This window comes from Streptococcus sp. 3874 (genome assembly GCF_013276425.1).
In the GTDB taxonomy this organism is placed as follows: Bacteria; Bacillota; Bacilli; order Lactobacillales; family Streptococcaceae; genus Streptococcus; species Streptococcus pseudopneumoniae.
The window spans coordinates 11,898-30,665 of record NZ_VMLA01000051.1; the positions used below are offsets into that span (position 1 = coordinate 11,898).

22 protein-coding genes and 1 pseudogene are annotated in these 18,768 nt (G+C 42.6%); 16 read left to right on the top strand and 7 right to left on the bottom strand.

Annotation, left to right across the window (positions count from 1 at the left end; all coding sequences use genetic code 11):
• Positions 1-82 precede the first annotated feature (82 nt).
• From HT703_RS05585 to HT703_RS05645, 13 genes are all read left to right on the top strand, one after another.
• Positions 83-868, top strand: a complete 786-nt coding sequence (locus HT703_RS05585; RefSeq protein ID WP_000400065.1) for an enoyl-CoA hydratase — start codon at positions 83-85, stop codon at positions 866-868.
• Between the two features lie 93 nt (positions 869-961).
• A complete protein-coding gene (locus HT703_RS05590; RefSeq protein ID WP_000386348.1) occupies positions 962-1,396 on the top strand; it encodes a MarR family transcriptional regulator in 435 nt (144 codons plus the stop codon).
• Positions 1,396-2,370 (top strand): beta-ketoacyl-ACP synthase III, encoded by a 975-nt coding sequence (locus HT703_RS05595; protein ID WP_000852944.1) that lies wholly within the window; start codon positions 1,396-1,398, stop codon positions 2,368-2,370. Before HT703_RS05590 ends, HT703_RS05595 begins: the two co-directional genes overlap by 1 nt.
• Before the next feature lie 58 nt (positions 2,371-2,428).
• A complete protein-coding gene (locus tag HT703_RS05600) occupies positions 2,429-2,653 on the top strand; it encodes an acyl carrier protein (RefSeq protein WP_000257838.1) in 225 nt (74 codons plus the stop codon).
• A gap of 222 nt (positions 2,654-2,875) precedes the next feature.
• Complete coding sequence (gene fabK, locus HT703_RS05605; protein WP_023936336.1) at positions 2,876-3,850, top strand: enoyl-[acyl-carrier-protein] reductase FabK; 975 nt, start codon at positions 2,876-2,878, stop codon at positions 3,848-3,850.
• Complete coding sequence (gene fabD, locus HT703_RS05610; RefSeq protein ID WP_023933124.1) at positions 3,843-4,763, top strand: ACP S-malonyltransferase; 921 nt, start codon at positions 3,843-3,845, stop codon at positions 4,761-4,763. Before fabK ends, fabD begins: the two co-directional genes overlap by 8 nt.
• A 33-nt stretch (positions 4,764-4,796) precedes the next feature.
• The gene (fabG, locus tag HT703_RS05615; protein WP_023933126.1) at positions 4,797-5,528 is read left to right on the top strand and encodes a 3-oxoacyl-[acyl-carrier-protein] reductase; all 732 of its coding nucleotides are present in this window, start codon (positions 4,797-4,799) and stop codon (positions 5,526-5,528) included.
• Positions 5,529-5,549: 21 nt separating this feature from the next.
• Entirely contained in the window at positions 5,550-6,785 is a 1,236-nt protein-coding gene (gene fabF / locus HT703_RS05620; protein ID WP_000774063.1) for a beta-ketoacyl-ACP synthase II, read from the top strand.
• Between the two features lie 2 nt (positions 6,786-6,787).
• Positions 6,788-7,273 carry an acetyl-CoA carboxylase biotin carboxyl carrier protein gene (accB, locus tag HT703_RS05625; RefSeq protein WP_023936338.1) on the top strand — a complete coding sequence of 162 codons (486 nt, stop codon included), beginning with the start codon at positions 6,788-6,790 and terminating at the stop codon, positions 7,271-7,273.
• A complete protein-coding gene (gene fabZ / locus HT703_RS05630; protein ID WP_000565515.1) occupies positions 7,270-7,692 on the top strand; it encodes a 3-hydroxyacyl-ACP dehydratase FabZ in 423 nt (140 codons plus the stop codon). The genes accB and fabZ overlap by 4 nt, the downstream gene beginning before the upstream one ends.
• Positions 7,693-7,703: 11 nt before the next feature.
• A complete protein-coding gene (gene accC / locus HT703_RS05635; protein ID WP_023933130.1) occupies positions 7,704-9,071 on the top strand; it encodes an acetyl-CoA carboxylase biotin carboxylase subunit in 1,368 nt (455 codons plus the stop codon).
• A gap of 36 nt (positions 9,072-9,107) precedes the next feature.
• On the top strand, positions 9,108-9,974 hold the full coding sequence (accD, locus tag HT703_RS05640; RefSeq protein ID WP_023933131.1) for an acetyl-CoA carboxylase, carboxyltransferase subunit beta: 867 nt from the start codon (positions 9,108-9,110) through the stop codon (positions 9,972-9,974).
• Entirely contained in the window at positions 9,971-10,738 is a 768-nt protein-coding gene (locus HT703_RS05645; RefSeq protein WP_001017397.1) for an acetyl-CoA carboxylase carboxyl transferase subunit alpha, read from the top strand. The genes accD and HT703_RS05645 overlap by 4 nt, the downstream gene beginning before the upstream one ends.
• 113 nt (positions 10,739-10,851) lie before the next feature.
• Here the strand turns inward: HT703_RS05645 and nusB are convergent, their stop codons facing one another.
• The 6 genes from nusB to gatC form a co-directional block, all read right to left on the bottom strand.
• Positions 10,852-11,277, bottom strand: coding sequence for a transcription antitermination factor NusB (gene nusB, locus HT703_RS05650; RefSeq protein WP_054393240.1), 426 nt, complete (start codon positions 11,275-11,277; stop codon positions 10,852-10,854).
• The gene (locus HT703_RS05655) at positions 11,270-11,659 is read right to left on the bottom strand and encodes an Asp23/Gls24 family envelope stress response protein (protein WP_000510576.1); all 390 of its coding nucleotides are present in this window, start codon (positions 11,657-11,659) and stop codon (positions 11,270-11,272) included. Before HT703_RS05655 ends, nusB begins: the two co-directional genes overlap by 8 nt.
• Positions 11,660-11,680: 21 nt before the next feature.
• Entirely contained in the window at positions 11,681-12,241 is a 561-nt protein-coding gene (gene efp / locus HT703_RS05660; protein WP_000568643.1) for an elongation factor P, read from the bottom strand.
• 130 nt (positions 12,242-12,371) lie between these two features.
• Complete coding sequence (gene gatB, locus HT703_RS05665; protein WP_054393239.1) at positions 12,372-13,814, bottom strand: Asp-tRNA(Asn)/Glu-tRNA(Gln) amidotransferase subunit GatB; 1,443 nt, start codon at positions 13,812-13,814, stop codon at positions 12,372-12,374.
• On the bottom strand, positions 13,814-15,280 hold the full coding sequence (gene gatA / locus HT703_RS05670) for an Asp-tRNA(Asn)/Glu-tRNA(Gln) amidotransferase subunit GatA (RefSeq protein ID WP_054393237.1): 1,467 nt from the start codon (positions 15,278-15,280) through the stop codon (positions 13,814-13,816). Before gatA ends, gatB begins: the two co-directional genes overlap by 1 nt.
• Positions 15,280-15,582: an Asp-tRNA(Asn)/Glu-tRNA(Gln) amidotransferase subunit GatC gene (gene gatC, locus HT703_RS05675; protein ID WP_000705419.1), complete on the bottom strand. Its 303-nt coding sequence runs from the start codon at positions 15,580-15,582 to the stop codon at positions 15,280-15,282. Before gatC ends, gatA begins: the two co-directional genes overlap by 1 nt.
• Before the next feature lie 212 nt (positions 15,583-15,794).
• Between gatC and HT703_RS05680 the strand changes: the two genes are divergently transcribed.
• From HT703_RS05680 to HT703_RS12140, 3 genes are all read left to right on the top strand, one after another.
• Positions 15,795-17,339: a peptide chain release factor 3 gene (locus HT703_RS05680; RefSeq protein ID WP_054393235.1), complete on the top strand. Its 1,545-nt coding sequence runs from the start codon at positions 15,795-15,797 to the stop codon at positions 17,337-17,339.
• 753 nt (positions 17,340-18,092) lie between these two features.
• Positions 18,093-18,191: a hypothetical protein gene (locus HT703_RS12135; protein WP_001810144.1), complete on the top strand. Its 99-nt coding sequence runs from the start codon at positions 18,093-18,095 to the stop codon at positions 18,189-18,191.
• 150 nt (positions 18,192-18,341) lie between these two features.
• The gene (locus tag HT703_RS12140; protein WP_255209663.1) at positions 18,342-18,578 is read left to right on the top strand and encodes a glycosyltransferase; all 237 of its coding nucleotides are present in this window, start codon (positions 18,342-18,344) and stop codon (positions 18,576-18,578) included.
• Positions 18,579-18,604: 26 nt separating this feature from the next.
• Here the strand turns inward: HT703_RS12140 and HT703_RS05695 are convergent.
• Positions 18,605-18,745, bottom strand: a pseudogene (locus HT703_RS05695) (helix-turn-helix domain-containing protein); the annotation flags it as partial.
• Positions 18,746-18,768: the final 23 nt, after the last annotated feature.

The window sequence follows — 18,768 nt, forward strand, 5'->3', positions numbered from 1 at the left end:
TTGAGGTTGCAGATGGAAGTTGACGTAGTTTGAAGAGATTTTCGAAGAGTATAAACTGCTTATAAAATAAAAAGGAGTCCAGATGGAACATATTATTTATCAGCTTGAAGAGGATTTGGCAATTATTACTTTAAACCGTCCTGATGTCGCTAATGGTTTCCATATTCCCATGTGTGAGGAGATCTTAGAAGCCTTGACTCTGGCAGAAGAAAATCCAGCTGTGCATTTTATCTTAATCAATGCCAATGGAAAGGTCTTCTCAGTTGGGGGAGATTTGGTAGAGATGAAGCGGGCAGTGGATGAGGATGATATTCCATCATTGACAAAAATCGCAGAGTTGGTCAATACGATTTCTTATAAAATCAAGCAAATAGCCAAACCTGTTTTAATGGAAGTTGACGGTGCTGTTGCAGGTGCCGCAGCGAATATGGCTGTTGCGGCAGATTTCTGTTTGGCGACGGATAAGGCTAAGTTTATCCAAGCCTTTGTTGGTGTTGGTTTGGCTCCAGATGCAGGGGGAATTCATCTCTTGAGCCGCAGTATCGGTGTGACGCGTGCTGCTCAATTAGCTATGACAGGAGAGGCTTTAACGGCAGAAAAAGCCCTAGAATGGGGGTTGGTTTACCGCGTTTCTGAAGCTGAAAAACTTGAAAAGACGAGAGAACAGCTTCTTAAAAAATTAAGACGTGCTTCAAGTAATTCCTATGCTGCCATTAAGAAGTTGGTTTGGGAGAGCCAGTTTAAAGACTGGCAGGGTTACGCTACTTTAGAACTGAACCTACAGAAATCCTTAGCTCAAACAGAGGATTTCAAAGAAGGAGTGCGAGCTCATTCGGAGAGAAGAAGACCTAAATTTACAGGAAAATAAAAAATACTTGCATCATTCTTTGAATTTTGATATAATTCTTTCTGTCAAATGTTTTGATTGTAAAAGTTTTTTGAAGAAGGAGGGATATGAAAAATGGACTACCAACGAATCAATGAATATTTAACATCTATATTTAACAATGTCCTTGTAATTGAGGAAGTGAACTTGAGAGGTAGTCGTTTTAAGGATATCTCCATCAAAGAAATGCATACGATTGATGTCATCGGTAAGGCTCCAGATGTGACTCCAAGTCAAGTGTCAAAAGAGTTGATGGTAACTCTTGGAACTGTTACGACAAGTTTGAACAATTTAGAGCGTAAGGGCTACATTGAGCGAGTTCGGTCAGAACAGGATCGTCGTGTGGTGCATCTGCATTTGACAAAGAAGGGGCGCTTGATCCATAGACTGCATAAACGCTTCCACAAGGCCATGGTAGAAAAAATTATTGATGGCATGAGCGAGGAAGAAATTGATGTTATGAGCAAAGGTTTGACTAATCTTTACCAATTTTTGGAGGATTTGAAATAATGGCTTTTGCAAAAATAAGCCAGGTTGCTCATTATGTGCCAGAGCAAGTGGTTACAAATCACGACTTGGCTCAGATTATGGATACCAATGATGAGTGGATTTCAAGTCGAACGGGAATACGACAAAGGCATATTTCAAGAACAGAATCTACCAGTGATTTGGCTACGGAAGTTGCTAAGAAACTGATGGCAAAAGCTGGAATAATAGGAGAGGAACTGGATTTTATCATCCTAGCTACCATTACTCCAGATTCGATGATGCCCTCTACAGCTGCTCGTGTTCAAGCTAATATTGGTGCTAATAAAGCCTTTGCTTTTGACTTAACCGCGGCTTGCAGTGGATTTGTATTTGCTCTTTCAACTGCTGAAAAGTTTATCGCTTCTGGTCGCTTTCAAAAAGGCTTGGTGATTGGTAGTGAAACCCTCTCTAAGGCAGTCGATTGGTCGGATCGATCAACAGCTGTGTTGTTTGGAGATGGTGCTGGTGGTGTCTTGTTAGAAGCTAGCGAGCAAGAGAATTTCTTAGCTGAGAGTCTCAATAGCGATGGAAGTCGCAGTGAGTGTTTAACTTATGGGCATTCAGGTTTGCATTCTCCATTTTCAGATCAAGAAAGTGCAGATTCATTTTTGAAGATGGATGGACGCGCAGTCTTTGATTTTGCCATTCGAGATGTAGCCAAGTCTATCAAGCAGACTATTGAAGAATCTCCTATAGAGGCGACAGACTTGGATTATCTGCTATTGCATCAGGCTAATATCCGTATTTTGGATAAGATGGCTAGAAAAATTGGTGTTGACCGAGACAAACTTCCAGCCAATATGATGGAATATGGCAATACCAGTGCAGCCAGTATCCCGATTTTACTTTCAGAGTGTGTAGAACAAGGTCTCATCCCTTTAGATGGTAGCCAGACTGTTCTTCTATCAGGCTTCGGTGGAGGCTTGACCTGGGGCACGCTCATTCTTACAATTTAGGTAATCATGTGGTGAACACATTGTTATAAAAAACTATTTATTTTAAAGGAGTCCTATCATGGCAGTATTTGAAAAAGTACAAGAAATTATCGTTGAAGAACTTGGAAAAGATGCATCAGAAGTAACACTTGAATCAACTTTTGATGATTTGGACGCTGATTCATTGGACTTGTTCCAAGTAATCTCAGAAATCGAAGATGCTTTTGATATCCAAATCGAAGCAGAAGATGACTTGAAAACAGTTGGTGACTTGGTTGCCTACGTTGAAGAGCAAACAAAATAATACTCAATGAAAATCAAAGAGCAAACTAGGAAGCTAGCCGCAGGCTGTACTTGAGTACGGCAAGGTGACGCTGACGTGGTTTGAATTTGATTTTCGAAGAGTATAAGCAGAATATAGATAGAAGGAGTAGGGAAACCCGCTCCCTCTTGTTTAGGCAATAGTTTGATTGTCAAATTATGACAGTATCGAACTATTACGTAAGCAAGAAACGATGGAGGCACTATGAAAACGCGTATTACAGAATTATTGAACATTGATTATCCTATCTTTCAAGGAGGAATGGCTTGGGTTGCTGATGGTGATTTGGCAGGGGCTGTTTCTAAAGCTGGAGGACTAGGGATTATCGGTGGGGGAAATGCCCCGAAAGAAGTTGTCAAGGCAAATATTGATAAGATCAAATCATTGACGGATAAACCCTTTGGTGTCAACATCATGCTCTTGTCTCCCTTTGTGGAAGATATTGTAGATCTCGTTATCGAGGAAGGTGTTAAGGTAGTGACAACAGGTGCAGGAAATCCTGGTAAATACATGGAACGTTTCCATGAAGCTGGGATAATCGTTATTCCTGTCGTTCCTAGTGTTGCTTTAGCTAAACGCATGGAAAAAATCGGTGCAGACGCTGTTATTGCAGAAGGAATGGAAGCTGGGGGGCATATCGGTAAATTAACAACCATGACCTTGGTGCGACAGGTAGCCACAGCTGTATCTATTCCTGTTATTGCTGCAGGAGGAATTGCGGATGGTGAAGGTGCTGCGGCTGGCTTTATGCTAGGTGCAGAGGCTGTACAGGTGGGGACACGGTTTGTAGTTGCAAAAGAGTCGAATGCCCATCCAAACTACAAGGAGAAAATTTTAAAAGCAAGGGATATTGATACTACGATTTCAGCTCAGCACTTTGGTCATGCTGTTCGTGCTATTAAAAATCAGTTGACTAGAGATTTTGAACTGGCTGAAAAAGATGCCTTTAAGCAGGAAGATCCTGATTTAGAAATCTTTGAACAAATGGGAGCAGGCGCCCTAGCCAAAGCAGTTGTTCACGGTGATGTGGATGGTGGCTCTGTCATGGCAGGTCAAATCGCAGGGCTTGTTTCTAAAGAAGAAACAGCTGAAGAAATCCTAAAAGATTTGTATTACGGAGCAGCTAAGAAAATTCAAGAAGAAGCCTCTCGCTGGGCAGGAGTTGTAAGAAATGACTAAAACAGCCTTTTTATTTGCTGGTCAAGGTGCCCAGTATCTAGGGGTGGGACGGGATCTCTATGATCACTACCCTATTGTCAAAGAAACGATTGATCGAGCGAGTCAGGTGCTCGGTTATGATTTGCGTTATCTCATCGATAGGGAAGAAGACAAACTCAATCAGACCCGCTATACGCAACCAGCCATTCTAGCGACTTCGGTTGCTATCTACCGTTTATTGCAAGAAAAGGGCTATCAGCCTGATATGGTTGCTGGTTTATCTCTTGGAGAATACTCTGCCTTGGTGGCAAGCGGCGCCTTGGATTTTGAAGATGCGGTTGCCTTGGTAGCTAAGCGTGGAGCCTATATGGAAGAAGCGGCTCCTGCTGACTCTGGTAAGATGGTAGCAGTTCTCAATACGCCAGTAGAGGTCATTGAAGAAGCCTGTCAAAAAGCTTCTGAACTTGGAGTGGTTACTCCAGCCAACTATAACACACCTGCACAAATCGTCATTGCTGGAGAAGTGGTTGCAGTTGATCGAGCGGTTGAACTTTTGCAAGAAGCAGGTGCCAAACGCTTGATTCCTCTCAAGGTGTCAGGTCCCTTTCACACCGCTCTCCTTGAACCTGCTAGCCAGAAACTAGCTGAAACTCTAGCTCAGGTAAGTTTTTCAGATTTTACTTGTCCCCTAGTCGGCAATACAGAAGCTGCTGTGATGCAAAAAGAGGACATTGCTCAGCTCTTGACGCGTCAGGTCAAGGAACCCGTTCGTTTCTATGAAAGTATTGGGGTCATGCAAGAAGCAGGCATAAGCAACTTTATCGAGATTGGACCGGGGAAAGTCTTGTCAGGTTTTGTTAAAAAAATTGATCAAACTGCTCACTTAGCTCATGTGGAAGATCAAGCGAGTTTAGTAGCACTTTTAGAAAAATAGACTAAAATAAGTAGAAGTTTTGAAAGGAAAAAAATGAAACTAGAACATAAAAATATCTTTATTACAGGTTCGAGTCGTGGAATTGGTCTTGCCATCGCCCACAAATTTGCTCAAGCAGGAGCCAACATTGTCTTAAACAGTCGTGGGGCAATCTCAGAAGAATTGCTCGCTGAGTTTTCAAACTATGGTATCAAGGTGGTTCCCATTTCAGGAGATGTATCAGATTTTGCAGACGCTAAGCGTATGATTAATCAAGCTATTGCAGAACTGGGTTCAGTAGATGTTTTGGTCAACAATGCAGGGATCACCCAAGATACTCTTATGCTCAAGATGACAGAAGCAGATTTTGAAAAAGTGCTCAAGGTCAATCTGACTGGTGCCTTTAATATGACACAATCAGTCTTGAAACCGATGATGAAAGCCAGAGAAGGTGCTATCATTAATATGTCTAGTGTTGTTGGTTTGATGGGGAATATTGGTCAAGCTAACTATGCTGCTTCTAAGGCTGGCTTGATTGGCTTTACCAAGTCTGTGGCACGCGAGGTCGCTAGTCGGAATATACGAGTCAATGTGATTGCTCCAGGAATGATTGAGTCTGATATGACCGCTATCTTATCAGATAAGATTAAGGAAGCTACACTAGCTCAGATTCCGATGAAAGAATTTGGGCAGGCAGAGCAGGTTGCAGATTTGACAGTATTTTTAGCAGGCCAAGATTATCTAACTGGTCAAGTGGTTGCCATTGATGGTGGCTTAAGTATGTAGCGAAAGCTAGAGGTGAAAAGAATGAAACTAAATCGAGTAGTGGTAACAGGTTATGGAGTAACATCTCCAATCGGAAATACACCAGAAGAATTTTGGAATAGTTTAGCAACTGGGAAAATCGGCATTGGTGGCATTACAAAATTTGATCATAGTGACTTTGATGTGCATAATGCGGCAGAAATCCAAGATTTTCCGTTCGATAAATACTTTGTAAAAAAAGATACCAACCGTTTTGATAACTATTCTTTATATGCCTTGTATGCAGCCCAAGAGGCTGTAAATCATGCCAATCTTGATGTAGAGGCTCTTAATAGGGATCGTTTTGGTGTTATCGTTGCATCTGGTATTGGTGGAATCAAGGAAATTGAAGATCAGGTACTTCGCCTTCATGAAAAAGGACCCAAACGTGTCAAACCAATGACTCTTCCAAAAGCTTTACCAAATATGGCTTCTGGGAATGTAGCCATGCGTTTTGGTGCAAACGGTGTTTGTAAATCTATCAATACTGCCTGCTCTTCATCAAATGATGCGATTGGGGATGCCTTCCGCTCCATTAAGTTTGGTTTCCAAGATGTGATGTTGGTGGGAGGAACAGAAGCTTCTATCACACCTTTTGCCATCGCTGGTTTCCAAGCCTTAACAGCTCTCTCTACTACAGAGGATCCAACTCGTGCTTCGATCCCATTTGATAAGGATCGCAATGGGTTTGTTATGGGTGAAGGTTCAGGGATGTTGGTTCTAGAAAGTCTTGAACACGCTGAAAAACGTGGAGCTACTATCCTGGCTGAAGTGGTTGGTTACGGAAATACTTGTGATGCCTACCACATGACTTCTCCACATCCAGAAGGTCAGGGAGCTATCAAGGCCATCAAACTAGCCTTGGAAGAAGCTGAGATTTCTCCAGAGCAAGTAGCCTATGTCAATGCTCACGGAACGTCAACTCCTGCCAATGAAAAAGGAGAAAGTGGTGCTATCGTAGCTGTTCTTGGTAAGGAAGTACCTGTATCATCAACCAAGTCTTTTACAGGACATTTGCTGGGGGCTGCGGGTGCAGTAGAAGCTATCGTCACCATCGAAGCTATGCGTCATAACTTTGTACCAATGACAGCTGGGACAAGTGAAGTATCAGATTATATCGAAGCTAATGTCGTTTATGGACAAGGCTTGGAGAAAGAAATTCCATACGCTATTTCAAATACTTTTGGTTTTGGAGGCCACAATGCAGTTCTTGCTTTCAAACGTTGGGAGAATAGATAAGTATGAATTTAAACGATATTAAAGACTTGATGACTCAATTTGACCAGTCAAGTTTGAGAGAATTTTCTTATAAAAATGGGACGGATGAGTTGCAGTTTAGCAAGAATGAAGCGAGATCTGTGCCTGAAGTTGCAACTCAAGTCGCTCCAGCACCCGTTCTAGCAACACCGAGTCCAGTAGCTCCTACATCTGCTCCAGCAGAGACTGTAGCAGAAGAAGTTCCAGCTCCAGCTGAAGCAAGTGTGGCTACTGAGGGAAATCTTGTAGAGAGTCCACTTGTTGGAGTGGTTTACTTGGCTGCTGGACCAGATAAACCTGCCTTCGTTACAGTTGGTGATAGTGTCAAAAAAGGTCAAACATTGGTCATTATCGAAGCCATGAAAGTCATGAATGAAATCCCAGCTCCTAAGGATGGTGTGGTAACGGAAATTCTCGTCTCTAACGAAGAAATGGTTGAGTTTGGTAAAGGATTGGTATGTATCAAATGATCGATATTCAAGGAATCAAAGAAGCCCTTCCCCACCGTTATCCTATGCTTCTAGTGGACCGTGTCTTGGAAGTGAGCGAGGATACCATTGTTGCTATCAAAAATGTGACCATCAACGAGCCTTTCTTTAACGGTCATTTTCCTCAATACCCAGTTATGCCAGGTGTTCTGATTATGGAAGCCTTGGCGCAAACTGCTGGTGTGTTGGAGTTATCAAAACCTGAAAATAAAGGAAAACTGGTCTTTTACGCTGGTATGGACAAGGTTAAGTTCAAGAAGCAAGTTGTACCAGGCGACCAATTGGTTATGACAGCGACTTTTGTAAAACGTCGTGGCACCATAGCTGTGGTTGAAGCAAAGGCTGAAGTGGATGGCAAGCTTGCAGCCAGTGGTACCCTTACTTTTGCAATTGGGAACTAAGGAGGTTCTCCATGTTTCGAAAAATTTTAATTGCCAATCGTGGTGAAATTGCGGTTCGTATTATCCGTGCGGCACGTGAATTGGGGATTGCGACGGTAGCGGTTTATTCAACTGCTGATAAGGAAGCCCTCCATACGCTTTTAGCAGATGAAGCGGTTTGTATCGGCCCTGGCAAGGCTACAGAGTCTTATCTCAATATTAATGCGGTTCTATCAGCTGCAGTCTTGACTGAGGCAGAAGCTATTCACCCAGGTTTTGGATTTCTCAGTGAAAATTCCAAATTTGCAACCATGTGTGAAGAGGTGGGAATCAAGTTTATCGGTCCATCTGGCCATGTTATGGATATGATGGGGGATAAGATCAATGCGCGTGCTCAGATGATCAAAGCTGGTGTTCCAGTCATTCCAGGTTCGGATGGAGAAGTGCATAACTCTGAAGAAGCTTTGATTGTTGCTGAAAAAATTGGCTATCCTGTTATGCTCAAGGCTTCAGCAGGTGGAGGTGGTAAAGGGATTCGTAAGGTTGAAAAACCAGATGACCTCGTTTCTGCCTTTGAAACTGCCTCTAGTGAGGCCAAGGCCAATTATGGCAATGGTGCCATGTACATAGAACGGGTTATCTATCCAGCTCGGCACATTGAGGTTCAAATCCTAGGTGATGAGCATGGACATGTGATTCACTTGGGTGAACGGGATTGTTCTCTTCAAAGGAATAACCAAAAGGTTTTGGAAGAAAGTCCCTCGATTGCAATCGGAAAAACGCTGCGTCATGAAATAGGTGCTGCTGCTGTTCGAGCGGCAGAGTTTGTTGGCTATGAGAATGCAGGGACTATTGAGTTTCTTCTTGATGAAGCAAGTAGCAACTTCTACTTCATGGAAATGAATACTCGTGTTCAGGTGGAACATCCAGTAACAGAATTTGTTTCAGGTGTGGATATCGTTAAGGAACAGATTCGCATTGCGGCAGGTCAGCCCCTGTCTGTTAAGCAAGAAGATATTGTCCTACGCGGTCATGCCATCGAGTGTCGTATCAATGCAGAAAACCCAGCCTTTAACTTTGCTCCAAGTCCAGGTAAGATTACCAATCTCTATCTGCCAAGTGGTGGAGTTGGCTTGCGCGTGGATTCAGCAGTTTATCCAGGCTATACTATTCCGCCTTATTATGATAGTATGATTGCCAAAATCATCGTACACGGCGAAAATCGTTTTGACGCCTTGATGAAAATGCAACGTGCCCTCTATGAATTAGAGATTGAAGGAGTGCAGACCAATGCAGATTTCCAGCTTGACCTCATTTCAGATCGCAATGTCATTGCTGGGGATTATGATACTTCCTTCTTGATGGAAACCTTCTTACCTAAATATCAAGAAAAAGAATAAAATGACTTTAAGAGTTTAAACCGAAAAGGGGAATCAATGGCTCTATTTAGTAAAAAAGATAAGTATATTCGAATCAATCCCAATCGTTCGGTTAGGGAAAAACCTCAAGCTAAGCCAGAGGTTCCAGATGAATTATTTTCCCAGTGTCCAGGCTGTAAGCATACCATTTATCAGAAGGATCTGGGAAGTGAGCGTATCTGTCCGCACTGTAGCTATACCTTTCGTATTTCTGCCCAAGAACGCTTGGCTTTGATGATTGATATGGGAACCTTCAAGGAATTGTTTACAGGGATTGAAAGCAAGGATCCCTTGCATTTCCCTGGTTATCAAAAGAAACTAGCAACTATGCGTGAAAAAACAGGTCTGGATGAAGCCGTTGTGACAGGAACAGCTCTTATAAAAGGTCAGACTGTGGCTCTTGGGATTATGGATTCTAACTTTATCATGGCTTCTATGGGTACGGTTGTAGGTGAAAAAATCACTCGTTTGTTTGAGTATGCGACTGTCGAAAAATTGCCAGTTGTCCTATTCACAGCCTCTGGTGGAGCCCGTATGCAGGAAGGAATCATGAGTCTCATGCAGATGGCTAAGATCTCTGCGGCGGTTAAACGCCATTCAAATGCTGGTCTCTTTTACCTGACCATTTTGACAGATCCAACGACTGGTGGTGTGACAGCTTCTTTCGCTATGGAAGGCGATATCATTCTGGCTGAACCACAGAGCTTGGTTGGTTTTGCTGGGCGTCGTGTGATTGAAAATACGGTTCGTGAAAGCTTGCCTGAGGATTTCCAAAAGGCAGAATTCCTATTAGAACATGGCTTTGTGGATGCTATTGTCAAAAGAAGAGACTTACCAGATATGATTGCTAGCCTAGTCAGATTGCATGGAGGGAGTCCTAGATGAATATTGCAAAAATAGTCAGAGAAGCGCGTGAGCAGAGTCGCTTGACAACCTTGGACTTTGCGACAGGCATTTTTGATGAATTTATCCAATTACATGGTGACCGTTCTTTTCGTGATGATGGTGCAGTTGTTGGTGGTATTGGTTGGCTTGGAGACCAAGCTGTAACAGTGGTTGGTATCCAAAAAGGCAAGAGTTTGCAAGACAACCTCAAACGGAATTTTGGCCAACCACATCCAGAAGGCTACCGAAAGGCACTGCGGTTGATGAAACAGGCTGAGAAATTTGGCCGTCCAGTTGTGACCTTTATCAATACAGCAGGTGCTTATCCTGGTGTCGGAGCGGAAGAACGTGGACAGGGAGAAGCTATTGCTCGCAATCTCATGGAAATGAGTGATTTGAAAGTTCCTATTATTGCCATCATTATCGGTGAAGGTGGTTCAGGTGGGGCTCTGGCTCTAGCCGTTGCGGACCGTGTTTGGATGCTGGAAAATTCTATCTATGCTATTCTCAGTCCAGAAGGCTTTGCTTCCATTTTATGGAAGGACGGAACTCGTGCCATGGAAGCAGCAGAACTGATGAAAATCACTTCCCATGAACTGTTAGAAATGGACGTGGTGGACAAGGTGATTTCTGAAGCAGGACTTTCTAGTAAAGAACTGATTAAGAGTGTCAAGAAAGAACTTCAAGCTGAGCTGGCTAGACTTTCACAAAAACCGCTAGAAGAGTTGCTGGAAGAACGCTATCAACGATTTAGAAAATACTAATACCTCAGAATACGCAAAAACTAGAACTGGCAGTTAGTTCTAGTTTTTATGTGGTTCTTACTCTGTATCAAGGACGAAGTAAAAGGTGCTTGGAAGACCAAACACCTTTTCGATTATTCATTTTTTTCTGTTACAAACTGGCTGAGCAGTCCGTTGATAAAGCGGGCTGATTTTTGATCTGAAAAATTCTTAGCGAGTTCAATAGCTTCATTGACTGCTACCAGCTGAGGTGTATCAAATGATGTGATTTCAAAGATACCCAAGCGTAGTAAGTTTTTTTCGACCAAAGTCAAACGTTCAACTGTCCAGCCTGACTTGAGGTGCTGGTTGATTTGTTTATCCAACTCTTCTTTTTGAGCTTGGATACCAGAAACCAAGTTTAGAAGAAAGGCTGGGATTTGCACATCTGCATCTTCACGGTCATGTGTGTAGGCAAAGCGACAAGCCGTTTCCATATCTGTACCGAATTCAAGGCTCATAAGAGCTTGAAAAGCGCATTTACGAAGTTCGCGTCTAGATTCTAATAATGGACTAGTCATTGAGGAAGTCCTCGTTAAATAGATCTTTCAACTCAGGTTTTGGTGTTTTATCTGGAACGATTCCTGTAACATGGATATTGACAGCAGAAAGTTCCACATCAGCCATATCATGGACAGCATCTTTGACCGCTTTTTGAATAGCAAGAGCCACTTTTGGTACTTTCACACCGTACTCAAGGTAGAGGTAGATGTCAGCAGTTAGTTCTTCATTGCTTTCTTTTAAGTAGACACCACGACCAAGAGAGAGTTTTGATAGGGTGTCAGATACGGATTTATTTGAAAATGAGTGGACACCCTCAACTTTAGCAGTTGCGATGGCAATAATTTTTTCAAGTACACGTGGAGCGATAACGATTTCGCCAAATTGTTCTTCAATTCCCATAGAATGACCTCTTTCTAGAGATTAGGCACGAGAAACGTAAGTTCCTTCTGCAGTGTTGATGATCAATTTTTGTCCAGCTTCGATGAAGTCAGGAACGTTGACAACAAGTCCAGTTTCCATAGTTGCTGGTTTACCAGAACCTGTAACAGTAGCACCTTTGATAGATGGTTGTGTTTCAGCAACTGTCAATTCAACAGTAGTTGGTACAGTTACACCGATTACTTCAGTTCCGTAGAATTGGATTTTCACATCAGAGTTTTCAAGGATGTAAAGCAACTCATTTTCAACATTTACGACTGGTATTTCGTATTGGTCGTAAGTTTCAGTGTTCATGAAGTAGGCAGTTTCATCCATTTTGTACAAGTATTGAGCTGGAACAGTTTCGATAATAGCTTGTTCGAATTTTTCTTCTGGACGGTAGCTTGTATCAAATGTAGAACCAGTACGGACATCACGCAATTTCATACGCATGATTGTGTTCCCTTTACCTGGTTTGTGGTGGCTAGCTTCCAAAACGCGGATCAATTTTCCGTCTGCAGTTTCAAATGTCATACCAGCTTTCAATTTGCTTGCTTCAATCATGTTTTTACCTCTTTAATAAATATTATTACTCTTCATTTTACCATAAAATCTTCTGGAAATAAAGCCAAAATAGTTATTGGGAGATGGTAGGGGAGAAAAAACCAACCTCAAGGCTGGTTTCTTTTACATATTAATCTTCTTTCAACTTCGCCAATTCCTGTGCAAGTAGTTTAAGGGCAACTTGTGGGTTGGCTTGGCCTTTGGTTGCCTTCATAAGGAATCCTGTAAAGGCCTTGTCGGCGTTACGTTTGCCTGACTTGAAGTCGGCAACAGCAGCTTCGTTATCGGCAAAGACTTGGTGGATGATTGGGATCAAGATAGCTGGATCTGAAATTTGAACCATACCTGCTTTTTCCACGTATTCACGCGCGCCACCGCCATTTTTAGCTAGATGGACAAAGACTTTCTTAGCAATCTTAGAAGAGATAGTGCCGTCTTCGATGATGGCAATCATTTCAACCAAGTTTTCTGGTGTCAATTCGATTTGTTCCAGTGTCTTGCCTTCAGCGTTCAAGAACTGAGCGACTTCGCCTTGGAGCCAGTTAGAGACTTGTTTGGCATCTCCTCCGAGAGCCACAGCTTTCTCAAAGAAGTCAGAAGTGACTTTGTTTGCAGTCAACTGGCTAGCATCGTAGTCTGACAAACCAAGGTCAGCCACGTAGCGAGCACGGCGTTCTTTTGGAAACTCTGGCAATTCAGTGCGCATTTCCTCGATCCACTCGTCTGAGATTTCAAAGAGAGGTAGGTCTGGTTCTGGGAAGTAGCGGTAGTCTGCAGCTCCTTCTTTGACACGCATGAGGATGGTTGCCTTGTTAGCTTCATCGTAACGGCGTGTTTCTTGGCGGATTTGACCACCTGAGCGTAGGATTTCGGCTTGACGTTGGACTTCGTATTCAAGCCCCTTGCGGACGTTTGAGAAGGAATTGAGGTTCTTCAACTCTGTCTTGGTACCGAATTTTTCTTGACCATACGGACGAAGAGAGATATTGGCATCCACACGCATAGAACCTTCTTCCATCTTAACGTCAGAAATGCCAGCGTACTGGATGACTTCCTTGAGGGCAGTTAGGTAAGCGTAGGCTTCTTCTGGCGAGCGCATGTCGGCTTCAGATACAATCTCAATCAATGGTACCCCTTGACGGTTGAGGTCAACATAAGAGTAGCCATCTGTACCGTGGGTGTTCTTACCAGCATCTTCCTCTAGGTGGGCGCGTTCGATACCGATTTTCTTAGTTGTACCGTCTTCTAGCTCCACTTCAATCCAGCCGTTGTAACCGATTGGCTCATCAAACTGAGAAATTTGGTAGGCTTTGGGATTATCAGGGTAGAAGTAGTTCTTGCGGTCAAAGTGCATTTTTTTGTGGATGTCCATGTTGAGGGCAAGAGCCGCCTTGATACCAGCATCGACTACACCCTTATTGAGAACTGGCAGAACTCCTGGGAAAGACCAGTCAATCACGTTGGTGTTGGCATTTTGGTCATTTCCGAAGTGGGCAGAAGTAGGTGAGAAGATTTTTGAATTGGTGTTGAGCTCTACGTGGACTTCAAGTCCAATGACTGTTTCAAAGTTCATTAGTTGTCACCTCCAAAAATCACGGGTTGTTGTTTATGGTAGTCTGTTGTTGCTTCAAAGGCAGCAGCAACTTGGTAAATGGTTTCTTCAGAGTACTTAGGACCAATCAATTGCAGACCGACTGGTAGACCTTGAGAGAATCCAGCTGGAATCGAAATTCCAGGCAGTCCTGCCAAGTTTACAGGTATAGTCAAAAGGTCAGCCAAGTACATGGCAACTGGGTCATGGTTGAGTGAGTCCAAGTCATAAGCAACACTTGGAGCAGTTGGACCCAAAATCAAGTCATAATCCGCGAAGACGTTTTCGAAATCTTGAATGATGAGGGTACGGACTTGACCAGCTTTCTTGTAGTAAGCATCGTAGTAACCTGATGAAAGGCTGAAAGTACCTAGCATGATACGGCGTTTCACTTCTTCACCGAAACCTTGGCTACGGCTGTTTACATAGATTTCATTAAGGTTGCTTGCATCTTCTGCGCGGTAGCCGTAACGGATACCGTCAAAACGTTGCAAGTTTGATGAAGCTTCTGATGAAGCGATGATGTAGTAAACGGCAACACCGTATTTAGAGTGAGGAAGGCTGACTTCTTCGACGATAGCGCCCAATTTTTCAAAGTGCTTAGCAGCATTCAGAATGGTTTCCTTAACCTCTGGGTCAATTCCTTCGCCTAGGTATTCCTTAGGTAAAGCAATTTTCATGCCCTTGATGTCTTGACCGATTTTTGAAGTAAAGTCGGCGATGCGGACAGGAGCAGAAGTAGAGTCTTTGGCATCTTCGCTGGCAATAGCGTTGAGCAAGAGGGCGTTTTCCTTAACAGTTGGTGCGAAAGGTCCAATCTGGTCTAATGAGCTACCAAAGGCAATGAGACCGAAACGAGAAACCGTTCCGTAGGTTGGTTTGAGACCAACAATCCCGTTGAAGGCAGCAGGTTGGCGGATAGAACCACCGGTATCAGAACCAAGTGACAAGCGGACTTGTCCTGAGGCTACAGCTGCGGCTGAACCACTTGAAGAACCACCAGGAACCTTGGTCCGATCCCAAGCATTTTTAGTGGCACCGTAGTGAGAAGTTTCACCTGAACCACCCATGGCAAACTCGTCCATGTTAGTCTTTCCAACAACAATCATACCTTTAGCTTTGGCATTAGCAACGGCTGTCGCATCAAAGATAGGCTCGTAGTTGTAGAGCATTTTTGAGGCGGCAGTTGTGAGAATACCGTCTGTAGAGATGTTATCCTTTACTGCAAGCGGAATTCCTGAAAGGACATTATCAGCATCGATTCCAGCTTGGTCAATAGCCTTGGCTTGAGCAAGGGCTTGCTCCTCAGCGATGGTAACAAAAGCGTTGATAGCTGTCTCGCGAGATTTGATATCTTCAAGCGTAGCTTGGGTCAATTCCGTTGCTGAAATTTCCTTAGAAACAAGGAGATTGTGCAAGTCTTCAATGGTTTTATTGTTAAAAGTCATTAGGCATCTCCTCCATCGTCTAGGATAGCTGGTACCTTGATATAGTAGTTGTCTTTTTCAGGTACGTTTTTAAACAAGCGATCACGGTCTGTTCCTTCTTCGGCCACATCAGGGCGGAGTACAGTCTTGCGGTCAGCCATAGTCGTAGTAGGTGCGACACCAGTTGTGTCAACTTCGCCCAGCAATTCAACCATGTCAACAATCTTAGACAAGGTAGTCGCAAAGGCAGCAGTTTCTTCTTCAGAGAATCTTAATTTTGAAAGATTGGCAACGTGTGTTACCTCTTCTTGCGTAATTTTCATCTTGCATCCTTTCGTGAAATGATGATTTTTAGTCTGTTCTATTTTACCATATTTTCCTATAAATAAGGGAGGGATAAGTGAAAAGAAATAGAAATTGAAAAAAATGCTAAAATCCGATATAATGGAGTGTTGAAAGGAATGGTAAAATCCAATGTAAAAATCATTCTTAGCTATCGAAACAAGGAAAATAGAGAATCAAAGAAAGAGAACTTATGAATATTCAAGAAGAAATTAAGAAACGCCGTACCTTTGCCATCATCTCCCACCCTGACGCGGGGAAAACTACTATTACTGAGCAGTTGCTCTACTTTGGGGGCGAGATTCGTGAGGCTGGTACGGTTAAAGGAAAGAAAACAGGGACTTTTGCCAAGTCTGACTGGATGGATATCGAGAAGCAACGTGGGATTTCGGTTACTTCATCTGTTATGCAGTTTGACTACGATGGCAAGCGCGTGAATATCCTAGACACACCAGGGCACGAGGACTTCTCAGAAGATACTTATCGTACCTTGATGGCGGTGGATGCTGCGGTCATGGTCGTGGATTCTGCCAAGGGTATCGAGGCCCAAACTAAGAAGTTGTTTGAGGTTGTCAAACACCGTGGCATTCCAGTCTTTACCTTTATGAACAAGCTAGACCGTGACGGACGTGAGCCACTGGACCTCTTGCAAGAATTGGAAGAAGTCTTGGGAATTGCTAGCTACCCTATGAACTGGCCAATCGGGATGGGGAAAGCTTTTGAGGGTTTGTATGATCTCTATAACCAACGCCTGGAGCTCTACAAAAGGGATGAGCGTTTTGCTAGTCTAGAAGATGGGGACAAGCTTTTTGGTAGCAATCCTTTCTACGAGCAAGTCAAAGATGATATTGAACTTTTAAATGAAGCTGGAAATGAGTTTTCAGAGGAAGCTATCCTTGCTGGAGAATTGACACCTGTCTTCTTTGGTTCAGCTTTGACAAACTTTGGTGTGCAGACCTTCCTTGAGACCTTCCTCAAGTTTGCTCCAGAACCACATGGACACAAGAAAACAGACGGTGAAGTTGTGGATCCGTACGACAAGGATTTCTCAGGATTTGTCTTTAAAATCCAAGCCAACATGGACCCTCGTCACCGTGACCGTATTGCCTTTGTCCGTATCGTATCAGGCGAATTTGAGCGTGGTATGAGTGTCAACCTGCCTCGTACTGGTAAGGGAGCTAAGCTGTCAAATGTTACTCAGTTTATGGCGGAAAGTCGTGAGAATGTAACCAATGCCGTGGCGGGTGATATTATCGGTGTATACGATACAGGTACTTATCAAGTTGGGGATACCTTGACAGTTGGGAAAAACAAATTTGAATTTGAACCACTGCCAACCTTTACACCTGAGATTTTCATGAAAGTTTCTGCCAAGAATGTCATGAAGCAAAAATCCTTCCACAAGGGGATTGAGCAACTGGTGCAAGAGGGGGCTATTCAGCTTTATAAGAATTACCAAACAGGCGAGTATATGCTGGGAGCTGTAGGTCAACTCCAGTTTGAAGTCTTTAAGCACCGTATGGAGGGCGAGTACAATGCGGAAGTCGTCATGAGCCCAATGGGGAAAAAGACCGTTCGTTGGATCAAGCCTGAGGACTTGGATGAACGCATGTCGTCAAGTCGCAATATCTTGGCTAAAGACCGCTTTGACCAACCAGTCTTCCTCTTTGAAAATGACTTTGCCCTCCGTTGGTTTGCGGACAAGTATCCAGATGTAGAGTTGGAAGAAAAGATGTGACTCAGTACCAACAATTGGAACTAAAGTTCCTAATTGTTGGACGCTAGTCGCTATTTGGCGAACTAGCTAATTGCCTCACTAACTGAGTTTTACAAATGGAATTGATTTGTAAAACTCAGTGTCGTAGTTCAGTAAATTTATTTGATTGTGTAACAATCTAAGTAACTAACGAGTCTGGGACAAAAGTCTAACCTTAAATATAAAAAGCGAACAAAACAAGTTATCTGACACTCAGAATTCTGTTTTGTTTGCTTTTTTGTCTAATCTATCGATTTTAAAAACTTATAATAAAGAATTCATAAAATCAAAATCTTTTTGTCCCAGACTCTAGGCGCTCCACTAGTAAAGTTTTACGAATAATATCGATTCGTAAAACTTTACGTCGTAACTGGTAGTGAGCGGTCTAGCTAACTGCCTCACTAACTACGTTTGGCAAATAGAATCGATTGGTCAAACTACGTGTCGTAGTATAACAATCGGCTTACCTAAACGCTTCACTAGGAAAAATCCACGAATAATATTGATTCGTGGATTTTTCCGTTGTAGCAGAAAGTAGGTAGCCTAGCTAACTGCCTTACTAACTACGTTTGGCAAATGAAATCGATTTGTAAAACTCCGTGTCGTAATGTAAAAATTGTAAACCGTAATGGGACTTCATCTAAAATCTCCACTGGTATGGTTTTACGAACGAATAGGCGAAAATAATGGTTACGTAGAAACATATGATGGGAATAAAAAGAAATGAGATAAAGAGTGAAAGAAGAGAAAAAAGCGATTGTCTTAGGTGCAGATAATGCTTATATGGATAAAGTTGAAACAACAATAAAATCTCTTTGTGTTCATCTATTATAATCTTAAGTTTTATGTTTTTAATGATGACCTTCCGCGAGAATGGTTCCAATTGATGGAAAAAAGACTAGAGACTTTGAATAGTGAGATTGTGAATGTTTAGATTGACAGTAGTATTCTGAAAGGTTATCGTCTCCCCTTTGAGGGACTTTCATATGCGGCTTTTTTAGGTATTTTATTCCAAAGTATGTAAGCGAGTCTCGTGTACTGTATTTGGATTTAGATATTGTTGTAAGAAAATCGATAGATGAGCTGTGGGATTTGGACTTGACGGATATACCCTTAGCTGCAGTTAGAGATGATTTTTATACACATAATTTTAATTCTGGTGTTCTGTTAATCAACAATGGTATGTGGAGAGCAGAAAATGTAACGCAAGACCTGATTTAAGACACAAATAAAAAATCTTCCAATTCTCTGTTTCCGTGTCTGAAGGTTTCTTTTCCTTTCTGTTGATAGACTAGTAGCAGACGATTGATTTGTCTTTCAGAAAGATTAAGTTCGACACAGGCTTGTTTCTTTGTTTTCTTTCCTTGGGCAATAGCTGTTATAGTCATTTAGTTTTAAAAAGCGTTCCAAA